The organism is Sphingomonas sp. BK481, assembly GCF_014194875.1.
Classification (GTDB): domain Bacteria; phylum Pseudomonadota; class Alphaproteobacteria; order Sphingomonadales; family Sphingomonadaceae; genus Sphingomonas; species Sphingomonas aerolata.
This window is the reverse complement of record NZ_JACIAP010000002.1, coordinates 521,492-535,532: the sequence shown is the minus strand read 5'-3', so window position 1 is coordinate 535,532 and position 14,041 is coordinate 521,492. Positions and strand designations below refer to the sequence as shown.

Annotated in this window: 8 protein-coding genes and 4 pseudogenes; 4 read left to right on the top strand and 8 right to left on the bottom strand. The window is 65.2% G+C overall.

Going from position 1 to position 14,041, the window contains the following annotated elements:
* Positions 1-29: 29 nt before the first annotated feature.
* A complete protein-coding gene (locus FHY04_RS06140) occupies positions 30-3,104 on the bottom strand; it encodes a glycosyl hydrolase family 28-related protein (protein ID WP_183935803.1) in 3,075 nt (1,024 codons plus the stop codon).
* A 161-nt stretch (positions 3,105-3,265) separates the two neighbouring features.
* On the opposite strand from FHY04_RS06140, the gene FHY04_RS06135 reads away from it, so the two are divergent.
* Positions 3,266-3,811, top strand: a complete 546-nt coding sequence (locus FHY04_RS06135; RefSeq protein WP_056678445.1) for a gluconokinase — start codon at positions 3,266-3,268, stop codon at positions 3,809-3,811.
* Here the strand turns inward: FHY04_RS06135 and FHY04_RS23020 are convergent.
* The 4 genes and pseudogenes from FHY04_RS23020 to FHY04_RS22445 all read right to left on the bottom strand — a co-directional run bounded on the left by FHY04_RS23020 (position 3,808) and on the right by FHY04_RS22445 (position 5,882).
* Positions 3,808-4,492: pseudogene (locus FHY04_RS23020) on the bottom strand (FadR/GntR family transcriptional regulator). The gene FHY04_RS06135 and the pseudogene FHY04_RS23020 sit on opposite strands and share 4 nt — an antisense overlap.
* Before the next feature lie 123 nt (positions 4,493-4,615).
* Positions 4,616-4,687 (bottom strand): annotated as a pseudogene (locus tag FHY04_RS23015) (hypothetical protein); the annotation flags it as partial.
* A gap of 109 nt (positions 4,688-4,796) precedes the next feature.
* Positions 4,797-5,415, bottom strand: a pseudogene (locus tag FHY04_RS22450) (gluconate permease); the annotation flags it as partial.
* A gap of 2 nt (positions 5,416-5,417) precedes the next feature.
* Positions 5,418-5,882, bottom strand: a complete 465-nt coding sequence (locus FHY04_RS22445; protein WP_269082966.1) for a hypothetical protein — start codon at positions 5,880-5,882, stop codon at positions 5,418-5,420.
* Positions 5,883-6,151: 269 nt separating this feature from the next.
* Between FHY04_RS22445 and FHY04_RS06120 the strand changes: the two genes are divergently transcribed.
* Positions 6,152-6,400 (top strand): helix-turn-helix transcriptional regulator, encoded by a 249-nt coding sequence (locus FHY04_RS06120; protein WP_056678442.1) that lies wholly within the window; start codon positions 6,152-6,154, stop codon positions 6,398-6,400.
* A 48-nt stretch (positions 6,401-6,448) separates the two neighbouring features.
* Positions 6,449-9,447: pseudogene (locus tag FHY04_RS06115) on the top strand (glycosyl hydrolase family 28-related protein).
* Positions 9,448-9,533: 86 nt separating this feature from the next.
* On the opposite strand, the gene FHY04_RS06110 reads toward FHY04_RS06115, so the two are convergent.
* Entirely contained in the window at positions 9,534-10,427 is an 894-nt protein-coding gene (locus tag FHY04_RS06110; protein ID WP_260171338.1) for a hypothetical protein, read from the bottom strand.
* A gap of 114 nt (positions 10,428-10,541) precedes the next feature.
* Between FHY04_RS06110 and FHY04_RS06105 the strand changes: the two genes are divergently transcribed.
* The gene (locus tag FHY04_RS06105; RefSeq protein WP_056678433.1) at positions 10,542-12,203 is read left to right on the top strand and encodes a carboxylesterase/lipase family protein; all 1,662 of its coding nucleotides are present in this window, start codon (positions 10,542-10,544) and stop codon (positions 12,201-12,203) included.
* A 201-nt stretch (positions 12,204-12,404) separates the two neighbouring features.
* Here FHY04_RS06105 and FHY04_RS06100 read toward each other — a convergent pair whose 3' ends face one another.
* Together FHY04_RS06100 and FHY04_RS06095 are read right to left on the bottom strand one after the other, a co-directional pair.
* A complete protein-coding gene (locus tag FHY04_RS06100; RefSeq protein ID WP_183935802.1) occupies positions 12,405-13,715 on the bottom strand; it encodes a gluconate:H+ symporter in 1,311 nt (436 codons plus the stop codon).
* Complete coding sequence (locus FHY04_RS06095) at positions 13,712-13,999, bottom strand: hypothetical protein (RefSeq protein ID WP_183935801.1); 288 nt, start codon at positions 13,997-13,999, stop codon at positions 13,712-13,714. The genes FHY04_RS06100 and FHY04_RS06095 overlap by 4 nt, the downstream gene beginning before the upstream one ends.
* Positions 14,000-14,041: the final 42 nt, after the last annotated feature.

Sequence of the window (14,041 nt, the reverse complement as noted above, 5' to 3'; positions counted from 1 at the left end):
TAGTCGCAGGCATCGCAGGCAAGGTCGTATCAAGGGCGTGCCGCGTACAGCGCGTGATGCGTGAGGATGTACAGCGTCCGTCTGTCCTCCCCGCCGAACAGCAACTGGAGCGGCCGATCGGGCACATCGATCCGGCCGATCTCGCGACCAGCGGCGTCGTACACGAACACGTGTCCGTTCGCGACGTAGACGCGACCGTCGGAACCGGTCGCCACGCTTTCTCCGCCCCGTGGTGCAAAGGGCTTGAGGTCGCGCACTGCTCCGCCCGGCCCGAGCAGCCCGGTGTAAGTGCGGTTCTCCGACGCGTTGGCGATATGGATGCGATCGCCGACGCGACCGGTCACCCAGCCATAGGTGTCGAGCGAGTCGGAGAAACGCCAGCCGAGCTGGTTGGCCGGGCCCTGCTGCCAAACGCGATAGGCGGGCAGGACGAGGCTTCCATCCGGGGAGACATATTCGCGCGGTTTGGGCACCGCCACGTCGCGCGCAAACATTTCCGCCAGCGTCGTGAAGTGGTCGCGCGTCGGATCATATTGGTCGCGGAACTCGCCGTTGTTCCAGACGCTGCCGGGCAGCGCCACCCGCGCCTGCGACCGGCCGGTCACTGCGGTTGGCACGATCGTGCGTACCGCGTTCGGCTTGTCGGGATCGATCGCGTAGACCGTGCCTTCCGGTCCGTCGGATGAGAGCACCATCAGCGTGCCCGACGCGTCCACCGCCAGGTTCACGGCATCAAGCGGCGCATCGGCAATCACCGACAGCCGTTCGCTCTCGCTCCAGCGATGGATGCGCTGATGGTGTCGGTCGATGAAGTAGAGCTTGCCGCCCGCATCTACTGCGCCGCCGCCGATCGAGTAGAAGCCGTCGGCCAATTCGCTGACGGGTGCGATCGATGACGTCGCCGGGGTCGCGGTCGTCGCATCGGTAATGTCGAGCACGGCGAACTCCCGTTCGCGTACGTCGCCGCCGCGCGTGACGTCGGTGATCGCGTTGGCATAGGGGAACTTGCTCGCGCGCAGATAAGTGCCACAGCCGGCCGCATCGCAGGTCGCAAAGCCGCTTTCCGCATTTACGTGGACGTTCCGGAAGCGAATGTCGGTCGAACCGTAAAGCTTTACCGCCGCCGATGCGGGCTGGATCGAGCGCGTGACGCGGTAGCCGTGGAAGTTGGCGAACAGGATGTTGCGCGCGTTGCGCACTTCCAGTGCGATCGCGTTGCGGCTTTCGCCCGCCTCCTCCTCCGTCTGCGGTGCGAAGAACTGCCAGTTCCGGACGCGATCCAGTACGATCTCCGCGCGGACGTGATGCTCGGCAGACATTTCGTAGACGTAGCCAGGCGTGCTGGTGTCGGAAACGTAGAGTCCGGCATTTGCGTAGGTGTTGGGCGTCCACAGCCCGTTGAACGTGCCGCCGCCGCCGTCGGTGACCCACAGGCTGGCGAACTGGCCGTCCCAGCGTTTTCTGACATCGGCGTCGGCGGTGTGGTTGGCGTTGTACGGCTCGAAACGGCTGCCGTCGGCAAGCGTGGTGCCGTGCCCGCCCTGGAACTTCACGTCATCGACCAGCGAGCGTTCCCCCGCACGCCACAGCATGGCGGTCGCGCGCGGATTGATGCCGCCGGTGGACAGCCCGAAGCCGCTGACGATCGCGTCGCCGCCCTTCGCGCTCTCGATCATCGCCTTAGGCGAACCAACGCCGCGATAGTCGGGCAGGTCGTCAGGGAGGCCGATCTGCGTCATGCCGGGATGCAGCCCGATCAGCACGCTGTCAGGCCGTAGCTTCAACGTATTGGTGACGCGGTAGAAGCCGGCGGGGAAGTAGAGCACCCGGTGCCGGTCGATCGCCCGCTGGATCGCGGAGGTGTCGTCGGCGCTGTTGTCGCCCTTCACGCCCAGCGTACGCACGTCGACCCAGGCGGACACGGGCGGTAGTGCGCGGATTGCCGGGTCGCGCCGCTTCGGCAGCCTGGCGATCGCCGCCGCGGTGATGCGTGTCTGGTACGTGCCCGGCTGGTTGAGCCCGGCGACCGTCAGGCCGTAAGTGAACTCCGCCACGCGGTACCGTTGGCCGCGTCCTTCCACCGTGCGTCCGCTATCGCGGAAGCGGGCGAACACGGGCGTGTTGGTGGCCAGCGCGTTGGCGAAGCCGATTTGCGTGAGAACGGAGTTTTCGTTGCTGATGACAACGCCGGCCTCCGAAACATTCTCGAACCGCACATCGCTGCCCCATAGCGATTCGCCGTAACCGCGATCGATGTCGATCCCGACCGGTGTGTTGCGGATCACGGTGTTTACGAGGGTAAGGCGCGCCTCATGCTCACGGATCGCGGCATCGCGCTGTCCGTCGAAGGTAGCGTCGAGCAGGGTGTATTGCCAGGCGGGGGAGGTCTTCTCCGCGAGGATCCCGTAGCGGCCGCCGAAGAAGCGCAAGTTCATGCCGATGTTGCCGACCTGGTATATGCCTGCGAGCGCGGAGCCGAGGCGAAAGTCGATGTGGGCAAGGTAGGTGTGCTGCGCGGTGTGCTGGCGCACGCCGGTCGCGGCCGGATTTCCCTCGCCGATCTCGAAGTCGACATTGGAGAGCGCGGAGTAGAAGGTCCCCGAATTGGCGTCGGCGATGCTGGCATCGAACGGCACGCTGGTGGGAGGCGGAACCGGAACGACCGGCGCGCCCTTGATCGGGTTACCCCAATTGTCGAGCGTGGTGCCGCGCGGGTTGTTGCCGGCAAAGAACACCATGCTGCCGACGCCCTGCTGAAAACCGGGGGTCTTCGGCGCCAGCAGCAGCACGGGCCGCGTACGCCCGACCCCGAACAGGCGCACGCCCGGCCAGATGTACAGAGTGCGCGTGATGCGGTGCCGTCCCGCGGGGAGGAAGACGATTCCGCCACCCGGCTTCGCTGCGGCAGCGTCGAGCGCCTGCTGGATCGCCGTGCTGTCGTCGGTTTGGCCGTCGCCGGTTGCCTTGACCGTGATCGCCCGCGGATCGTTCGGTGCCGACTCGAACGCCGACGACGAGCGGACAGGCTGGGCTGTGCCGGGGGTGCCGAGGAGCAGGACGGCGACCACAACACCGCCCCGGATCGTACTTGCCACGTTGCCCATCACTCGTTCCCATTCATCGCACGTAACGACCCTCTTAGCATGGTGCCTTGACCGTGCGACTGCGACAAAGGTCGCGATGGTCACCGCGCGCGGCAGCTTGCACTACCTCGCCGGAACGAGGGCCGAGCCCTGCGATTAGGGCGAAAGCCAGGAAGAAGGACGTGCTACCCCTGTCAATCCCCGCTGCCCTGCCGCGCTGCGCCATCGTCGTCATGGGAGTGAGCGGCTGTGGCAAGTCGACCCTGATGCAGGATCTCGCGGCGCACCTCGCCTGCGCTGCGTTCGAGGGAGACGACTTTCACGGCGCGGCCAACGTGGCGAAGATGCGGGCGGGCCACCCGCTCGACGATTTGGACCGCTGGCCGTGGCTTGACCGGCTCGGCGCAGCGATCGGCGCTGCGGTACGCGACGACGGGCAGGCGGTCGCCGCCTGTTCGGCGCTGAAGCGCAGCTACCGGAGCCGGCTGGAGCATGCCGCGGGCGTGCCGCTGCTGTTCGTGCTGCTCGACGGCGGGCGCGAGGAAATCGCCGGGCGGCTTGCCCGCCGCACGTGCCATTATATGCCCGCAAGCCTCCTCGACAGCCAGTTCGACGCGCTCGAAAGTCCCGGTCCGGACGAGCGCGCGCTGATACTGCCCAGTTCCTGGTCGGTCGAGAAACTGCGCGATGCGGTGCTGCACCGGGCGCGTAGCGACGTCGCTGCCTAGGGCATCAGCCGCTTGCGCCTCTGCCACAGGTGCCAAAGCATCGCCAGCGCCGTGCCGTCACCGCCCTGCGTTCTGATCGCGTCGACGATCGCGTCGTGTTCATCGGTCATCGCCTCGATCACGTGGGGTGGACGCGTGTGGGAAATGTCAACGCCGGCGCGCAGGATATGTATCACCCTGTCCTGCAACCGATCGAAGATCGCGACGAAGGCGTCATTGCCGGTTGCCTCCAGGATCGCACGATGGAGCAGCCAGTCCTCGTCATGCGCAGGCGCTCTGGACAGAAGCGCGCGGCGTAGCGCCGCCATGCGCTCCTCGATCAACGCAAGGTCATCAGTCGAGCGGCGCTACGCCGCCAGCCGCGCGCCCTCGGCTTGCACCAAGAACCGCACTTCGTAGGTGCCGAGCATCGCCGCCGGCCCGTCGAGCGGCATATAGGCACCGAGCCGTTCGGAGGGCGGCGCGTCACGTAGGAGCCTGCACCACAGCGCGCTTCCCGTGATGCCATCGGCGGCGAGCCGCACCAGCGCTCCGCGCACGATGGTGCGCAACATGCCGAACGTTTTCGCCAGCCGCGCCTTCGACGGCAGCCGGTCGCCTTTCGCCGGGCGAAAGATTCGCTTGCGTGATCATTCTGACAATAGCCGTATAGGCGCGATCCGCCAGCCTTTCCCCCTTCACGACCGCTCGTCCGCGGACGTCGCATCGAGACTGAACCCGGTCATATGATGTAACTGAGCCGGCGACCATGACGAGACCGGCGACCGAGATGACCGTTTCGAGCAGCGACCAAGTGCGGAACGTATCGGCGGTGCTGGTGCCCATATCTCCCTTAACCAGCCAAAACCCCGGATCGTTGACGTGGCTGAAGAACACCGATCCCGCACCGATCGCTAGCACGACCAGCTCGGGGGGAGGGCTCCGACGCGGCAACGACGCCGGGCATAACGCCGACCGCCGTAATGGTCGCGACCGTTGCCGAGCCGGCGGCAAGCGGGATGCCAACGGCGACAAGCCAACCGAGCAGCATGGGCGAGATCGAGTCCATCATCACAACACGCGCGAGCAGGTTGGAGAGGCCCGCGCTGACCAGCACCTGCCTCAGCGCACCGCCTGCGCCGATCGCCAGCAGAATCGCGCCAGCTGCCCCCATCGTCTCGTGCCAGATCGACTCCTGAGTCGCGGCCTCGCTGATGTGCCGTCCAAACAGCAGGGTCAGCGCGAGCAGGTTGGTGATCAGCAGCGCGAGCGCCGGGTTTGCCACCGCGGCGAGGACAACCGAGCCTTCCAGACCTGGTATCAGCTTGCCCAACTTGCCCGAGGCGATCAGCACGATCGGCAGCAGGACGATGAACAGCGCGCGGCTATGCGACGGGGCGACCAGATCCGTCACCGGATCACTCAGCACCGGTTCTGTCAGACGTATGCCGGGCGCTACAACCCGGGCCAGCACCGGTCCGGCAAGCACCGCGATCGGAATTGCGATCAGCACACCGTACAACATGGAGACCGAGATTCGCGCCCAGCGCCTCGACCGCAAGCAGCGGACCGGGGTGCGGCGGGACGAGCGCGTGTACGACTCCAAGGCTGGCGAGCGCCGGCATGATTAGCGCAGCTTTGCAGCGGCTCGCGCGGCGGGCGTGCTGCCGCTGGTCATTTCCTTCGCGGCGGCGACCACGATCGGCAGCAGCAATACCAACCCGGTTTCAAAGAAAAGCGGCGGGCCGATGACGATCGCGATGCCGAGCGTCGCCCATGGTGCTGCGCGCGGGCCCGTGATGCGGAGCGCGCTGCTTGCCAGCGCGACCGCCACGCCCGACAGGTGGAGCATCGCACTAAGCGACAGGCCAAGCGCGACGACCAGACCGGTGCGGCCGACGATGTCGCCGACACCCTTTTGAACCGCCTTCGTAGTGTCCGCGAGCGGCATCGCGGCGAACAACCCGACGGCGAAAGCGCCGCAAAGCAGTCCTATGAAAGGGTGCAAACGACCGCGCACGATCATCACGATCGCGAGTGCGATACCGGAAATCGCCGCCGCCACCAGTTGCAGATCACTGCCGCCGGTCACCAAGCGCGCCCACAGATGCTCAGCTTTGACACCACTATGCTCCCCCTGGGACACTTGCTGCGCTCTCGTGGCCCAAGTTGTCCAACAGGTCTTGAGAATACACGTGAAAAAAGGCTTGAATATGCCTGTCGTAGCTGGACATACTAGAATCTGTCCAACCGATTCCGGATCAACCGGAGCGTAGTGGACGCCCCCGTCGGCACATACGACGGCACGTCAGGTTTTGAACGACGAGGGAGGATGGGATGATGGGTACCAGTCAGGGAGCAATGGCAGCGCTCGCGGCAACGATGTTGCCAGCGTGTGACGACGGTATGTCGGTGCAGCTGACGCCGAAGCAGGTGAAGGTGCTGCGGGGCGTCCGTTCTGGACAGGCTAACAAGCAGATCGCCTATGACCTCGGCATCGCGGAAGCGACGGTGAAGGCGCACATGACGGCGCTGATGCGCAAGCTGAACGTGCACAACCGCACACAGGTGGCGATCGCGGCGGAATCGTTGATGCTCCGCGGCGCCTGATTTTCCCTACAGCGGTCGTAGCCGCCCCTCATATTACGGAGCACTCCCATGAAGGCGTCTGGCCTGCTGTTGATCGCGCTTGTTCTCGCGCCCGTTCCTGCCTTGGCACAATCGACCTCGGTCTTTCTGACCGCTCCCGACGATCCCCGCGCCGTGACGGTAAAGGGCATCGGCGACGGGCGCGCGGACGATACTGCTGCGATCCAGCAGGCAATCGATGCCGTCGCCGCAGACCGGCAGCGGGGGGGAGGCGGCGTCGTCTTTCTACCCTCGGGTCGCTACCGGATTTCGCGAACCGTGTTTCTGCGTTCCGGGGTGCGGATGTTCGGTGTCGGACCGACCCGCCCCGTGCTCATTCTCGCGGACAACACGCCTGGCTTTGCCAAGGGCATTGGTGCGATGCTGAGCTTCACGGGCGAGGACCAGTACCGCGCCGGCAAGCCGCCCGTGCCGCCACCCACCAGCGTGCCCTTCAGCGACACGACCTTCGACGCGACCTCCACCACCTTCTATTCGGCGCTGGCGAACGTCGATTTCGAGATCGGCGACGGGAATGCAGGCGCGGTTGCGGTTCGCTTCCGGGTCGCGCAGCATGGTTTCCTGCGCCACGTCGACTTCCGCCTCGGTTCGGGCTTCGCCGGGATCTACCAGGCGGGAAACGAGGCGGACAACCTGCGCTTCTTTGGCGGTCGCTACGGGATCGTGACCGAGAAGACGTCACCCGCGTGGCAATTCACCTTGATCGATTCGGAGTTCTCCGGCCAGCGCGACGCCGCGATCCGCGAGCATGAAGTTGATTTGACGCTGGTCAACGTAACGATGCGCGACACCCCGGTCGGGATCGAGATCGACCGCGGCTATTCCGATTCGTTGTGGGGCAAGAACGTCCGGTTCGAGAACGTCAGCCGTGCCGGCGTCGTCATCTCCAGCGAACAGAGCGCCTTCACCCAGATCGGCTTCGAAAATGCGGTCGGCGTGAACACGCCGGTGTTCGCACAATTTCGTGAGAGCGGCCGAACGATTTCCGGCAAGGGCGCCGGTTGGCGACTCAGCGACTTCTCCCATGGGCTAAAAATGTCCCGCATAGGCGAAATGGGCAAGATCGCGACCGACATCACCATGACTCCGCTGGCAGCGCCGCCCCCGCCGATCGCGCCGGCGCTCCCCCTGCTGCCGCCCGTCAGCGAATGGGCGAATGCCCGCACGCTTGGTGCGAAGGGCGACGACCAGACCGATGACACCGCCGCGCTCCAGCGTGCGGTCAATGCGCACCGCGTCGTCTATTTGCCGACCGGCCGATACCGCATCACTGACACGCTGAAACTCAGGCCGGACAGCGTGTTGATCTCGCTGCATCCGAACCAGACCCAGCTCTACCTCCCGGATAACACGCCGCGTTTTGCCGGGGTCGGCGGGGCCAAGGCGATGGTCGAGAGTGCAAAAGGCGGCGACGCAATTGTCTATGGCCTTGGGCTTTACGCCGGGGGCGTGAACCCACGCGCCTCCAACATCATCTGGCGCGCTGGCGAGCGATCGATGATCAACGACGTTCGAATCCATGGGCCGGTTGTCTACACCAATGGCAAAGCCCATGGCGGCGGGATCGATCCCGAGGCGCGCTGGGACGGGCAACAGGCCAGCATCTCGGTCACTGACGGCGGCGGCGGCACCTTCGCTGCGATCTGGACCCCGAACGGGCTTGCCTCCACCGGCTTCGCCGTGACCGACACCAAGACTCCGGGGCACGTCTACGAGCTCTCGGCGGAGCATCACTTCAAGAACGAGATCGTGCTGCGCAACGTCGAGAATTGGAAGTTCCTGGCGCCGCAGACCGAGCAGGAGGTGCGCGACGGCGTGTACGCGGTCTCCACCGAGTTCCACAATAGCCGCAACATCCTGTTCGCCAACTATCACGGGTATCGCGTTACGCGTACCGCAAAGCCGATGGATACCGCCGTGCGGCTGGTCAATTCGGGCGACATCCGCTTCCGCAACGTCCATGTGAACGCCGAGAGCGCCTATGCGCATTGCGACACCGAAGGGTGCGGCACCTACGTTCGCGCAAGCAAGTATCCGTTCGAAAACGCCATAAAGGACATGACGTCCCGTCAGGAAGTTCGTGAGCGCGAGTTCGCGAAGCTGGACGTGCCCGCCGGCAGCGCGCGCCCGGCGACGGTCACGGGTGTTCCGGTGACGCCCGGCGTGACGAAGCTGGCCGATGGCTTTACTCGATCGCGGGCGGTGCGGTCGATACGCAAGGCAAGCTCTACTTCATTGACCGGTTCCATCAGCGCATCCACGGTTGGTCGACGTCAGAAGGGCTCACCACCGTCAGCCAGGCGACGCTCGATCCGGTGAACCTGACGGTCGACCGGTCGGGCCGCCTACTCGTGCTGTCGGGCGCCGGGCGCGACGGCACGGTCTACAGCATCGACCCCAAGGCGCCCGACGACGTTCGCACCATCGCCGCCACCGCACCCCGCGCTGGCAGCGCGGTCGCGCTCCCGGTTAACGTCTGGGCAAACGGCGAGTTCGCTGATCGCATCGATCAGAAGACCTACGAATACCCGCGGCTCTCCAGCTTCTTCACCAGTAAGATGGGCGAACCGAAGCGTCAGGCCTATGTCTCGCCCGACGGCTCGGTCGCGATCCCCGCGTTCCGGGTGTGGAACCAGGGTCCAGACGATCACCAGGGCTGGCGCTGGTCCGACACGCTCGACAGCTACGGCCTTGTGACCGCGCACGCGGGCGAGCGCGTTTACCTGACCAACGCGTCGGAGAACCTGACGTACAGCGGCCAGGTGGCGGCAAGCGGAGCGCTTGGCGACCTGCGCATCGTTGCTCCGCGCGGTGGCGAGAGCGTGGCGCGCGGTTCCACGGGCAACCTCTATGTCGCGAATGGGCAGGTGTGGGTCTATGACGCGAACGGCCGGGAAGTGCGGCGCATCGACATTCCCGAGCGGCCGCTACAGGTGCTGATCGGCGGCCCGGACCAGCGCACGCTGTTCATCCTGACCCATCACGCGCTCTACTCGGTTGGCATCTGAGTGGACCGGGCGATGGCTGCCAGCGAACGGCGTGCGGAGGCGGTGACAGGAGCGGTCGTGTGCTTTAGGAAGCGGTTACGCATATGTCAGAAGTTTTTCCGCTCCAGAGTTAGCCGCGGATCGTTGCAGAGGCCGCATGCGGGGCCGGTGAATCGCGCTCCGGCGGCCTTTGTCCCCTTCAGCTTCCAGTCGAGCCATGTCGTCACGACTTCGGCGCCAACGCCGCCATGCGGTTGCATGTAGGTGCCGCCATGACCGACCGGGATGTTCACCATTGCCGCGGGAATGTTCCCCAATCGCCGGTAGTCATCCGTGCCGTTGGGATAGGCAATGTCGGTCGGGCCGCCCAGGATATAAAGGACCGAGCCGTGCAGCGTCTTTAGCAGCGCCTTATCCGATACCACCCCTCTCAACGGGTTGGTCCCCTCGGGGAAAAAGCCGCTGTTCATGATGACCGATGTCGTGACGCGCAGGTCCTGCGCGGCGTTCAGCGCCTGTAGGCCGCCGCAGCTCCAGCCTGACACTGCGATCCTGTCGGTCGCAATCCGGCCCTCAAACGGGCTGCCGGCGCGGCGGTTCTCACGCTGTGCCCAGTCGATCGCGTCGGTGAGCAGGCGAGTTTCAGTTTCGGTCGTCAGCTTCGCACCGGGCTGCGGCGGGGTAGGGACCGCAGGCCGGGCGCCGAGCAGGATCGTACCAGAGGCTATTACCAGATATCCATGTGACGCGATCTCGAGCAGATGGTTGCGCGAACTGGTGCCGTCGGAGCTGCATCCGCCATTGCCGAACACGTAGATGGGCAGCCCGTCCGAGCGTGCCGGTGCAAGATCGGTCGGGCGATAGACGACGTGGTTCGGAAGGTCGTCCCGCGCTTCGAATATCGCCGGATAGGGGCCGCTGCCGCGTTCTACTTCCTGGCTATGGACGATCGAACCGATCGATACCCCTGCAAACGCGACCAAAAAAGGCACAACACGCATACGATATTCCCCCGACCTTTCGCACATCTTGTATGAGTATTGACGCGGTGGATAGCCGCTTTTACGCTTTGCTTCAGACACGCCCGAAACGAGGCGGCGATAGGAGAGCAGGATATGGCCGGACCGCTAATCGACCGTCGACGTGCATTGATTGCATCGGTGGCGTCAGGCTTCGGACTGGCCCTGCCTATGGCGCAGGCACAAAGCATTGGCACCTTGTCGCGCAGATCTACGCGGGACGGCACGACGCCGCGCAGCGCAATTGCCAAGACGCGATATGGTCCTGTGCGCGGCTATGTCGCTGGCGACGTTTTCACCTTCAAGGGCATTCCTTATGGGCAGGACACCGGCGGCGAAAACCGTTGGTTGCCCGCCAAGCCACCGCAGCCGTGGACCGAGCCGTACAATGCGCTCGTCTATGGCGCGAACAGCCCGCAAACGACGCATAGTTTCCGCGCGGTCGAGCATACGTTCCTGCAGCAATGGGACGACGGCTTCCAGGGCGAGGACATGCTGAAGCTGAACGTCTGGACGCCATCGCTTAGCGGCAATCGCCCGGTGATGGTGTATTTCCATGGCGGCGGCTTCGCTTTCGGATCGTCGTACGAGTTGGCCTCGCACGACGGTGCGCAGATGGCACGGCATCACGACGTGGTGCAGGTGTCGATCAACCATCGGCTAAACGTGCTGGGGTTTCTCGATCTCGTCGAGGTGGGTGGATCGGCCTATGAAGAGTCGGTTAATGTCAGCATGACCGATTGCATCGCTGCGTTGCGCTGGGTGCAGGAAAACATTGCTGCATTCGGCGGGGACCCGGACACGGTGATGATCTATGGCCAGTCGGGCGGCGGGTCGAAGGTCACTACACTGCTCGGCATGAAATCGGGCAAGGGGCTGATCCACCGGGCCGCGGCGCAGTCGGGTGGCGGCGGCGCGTTACCGACGGCGGAGCAGTCGCTGGAATATTCGCGGCGACTGGTGAAGCACCTCGGTATCGCGCCAAACGACATCGCTGCGTTGCAGAAAGTGGCATGGGCTGACCTTTCCGCCGCAAGCAGCACCGTGGCCGGTGAAATCAACGAGCCGATGGTGCGTAGCCTGGGCGGGCCGCCGGCAACACCGCGGGTGGGCTGGGGGCCGACGCTCGACGGCAAGGTCATCGAAGTCCGGTCGTTCGCCGATGTCGCGCCCGAGGTCTCGCGCAATGTGCCCATGCTGATCGGCAATACCAGTGAGGAGGGTATGCGATGGGGCTCGAACCCCAGCGAAGCCGAGTGGCGCAAGGACCTGACCGGGCAACTCGGCGCTGCCAAGGCCGACGCACTGATTGCATCAATGAGAAAAGCCCACCCGGAAAAGGCGGTTCGCACACTGTCCTATGGGGTGCAGAGCATCGCCTATCGCAATCGGGTTCAGGATATGGTGCGCCTCAAACACGTGCAGGGCGGCGCCCAGGTCTATCAATATCTGTTCCAGTGGCAGTCGCCACAGCTCGATGGATTGGCGGGAGCGTGGCATACTGCCGACCTCGCCTTTTGCTTCGACAACACCGCGCGCTGTGAACAGGGCACCGGCAATACCCCCGAGGCGCAGCGATTGGCGCGAACCATGGCGGGGGCCTGGGCGACCTTCGCGCGAACGGGCAATCCGAGCCAGCCGGGGCTGAAGTGGAGCCCTAGCGACCCGGTCCGTTGCCAGACGATGGTGTTTGACGACCAATGCCGAATGGTCGACGATCCCGAAGGGGGGTCCCGGAGAATATTGTTAAGCGCTTGAAGCTCAAACCCTGTTTTTCGTGGGGTTGGAGTGCCTGCTCCACTGGCGATCATTGCCGCATTTTGTAGCATGGATGAGCGGCGGGTTCCGAGAAGCGGGAGCGTCCGTCTGAATGTCGCCTATTGGGTCAGAGCGCAATGTGGGCGATGCGCCCGAGACTAAAGGGCCAGGCAAGTCACCTAGGAGCTCATCTCGGAATTATCATACCACCAAGCTGAGCAGCAGCGTGAACAAAAGCCCGAAAACTCCGACCAGCGTTTCCATCGCCGACCAGGATCGGAACGTCTCGGCCAGGCTCAGGCCGAAATATTCCTTGAACATCCAGAAGCCCGAGTCATTGACGTGGCTGAACATCAGGCTGCCCGAGCCGATCGCGAGCACCATCAGGTTGGGATCGACGCCGTGCGCGGCGATCAGCGGCTGGACGATGCCGGCCGCGGTCAGGCCGGCGACCGTGGCGGACCCCAGCGCCACCCGGATCACCATCGCGAGGCCCCAGCCCAGTACCAGCGGCGGCAGGCTCAGTCCGCTCAACCAGCCGGCCAGTGCGACGTCCGCGCCACCATCGACGAACACCTGCTTCAGCGCACCCGCGCCGGCGACGATCAGCAGGATGCCGGCGATGTCCTTCACTGCCTCTCCACTGCCCGTCGACAGCCGCGCCAGCGACGTGCCCCGCGCGACGCCGAGGATCAGCATCGCGGCCAGCACGGAGATCAGCATCGTCACCACCGGGTTGCCGCCGAACGCGACCCAGCCCGTTGCAACCGGCGGGAGCGCGGGCAGCGTCATCAGGACGGTTGCGCCTGCGAGCAGCACGACCGGCAACAGCGCGATCGCGAAGCTGGCGGTCGCGTTCGGCAGTTTCACGACGACCTCCGGCGTATCGGCGGAGGGGCGGGGATGCGCCATCATGCCGCGCAGGCTGCGGGCGAACAGCGGTCCGGCGATCAGCAGCGTCGGTATCCCGACCGCGAGGCCATAGATCAGCGTCAACCCGATATCCGCGCCGAACATCCCCACCAGTGCGGTCGGCGAGGGATGCGGCGGTAGGAAGCCGTGCGCGATCGACAGTCCGGACAGCATCGGCACGGCGAGATACACGGTCGGCATGCCCGAACGGCGTGCGACCGACAGGATCAGCGGCACCATAAGGACGAAGCCGACATTGTAGAAAAGGGGTATGCCGACGATGAACCCCGCCAGCGCGAGCGCCAGCGTGATCGGCCCGCGCCCGACAGCATGGATCAACGTATCGGCGATGCGCTGCGCGGCGCCGCTGTCCGCGACGATCCTGCCGAACATCGCGCCGAGGCACAGGATTGCGGTCAGCGACCCTAGCATGTCGGCGATTCCGCGGGTCAGCGATCCTGCAACGCGGTCGAGCGGCAGGCCGAGCAGCATCGCCGCCGCCAGTGCCGCGATCAGGAACGCGACGAACGGGTGCAGCTTTACCACCGAGATGAGCAGCACGAGCAGGCCAACGGCAAGCGCCACCGCGAGGATGGTCATGGCGTGTCTCCTGCACGGGCAAAGGGGTTTTCTGCTGGCTCGGGCGACCGTCGCGGTCCTACGGCAGCGGGGGCGGGGCTCTCGTCGACGAGCGCGTACGCGACGATGTCTTCGGCGCCGTAAGCCAGATACTGGTCGTGCGACCATCGCAGGTCGCCGGCGCGCGCGAACTTCCGGGGACCATAGCGGCAGCGGACCGCGACTGCCGCATCATCGGCTACCGGACATCGTCCCCCGTTCCAGGGGTGCCAGGAGTCCGCGATGCCGGTGTCGTCAATGGCCATCCTCCATCCCGCGCGATCGTCGTTGGGCGCTTGTCGGGCCCG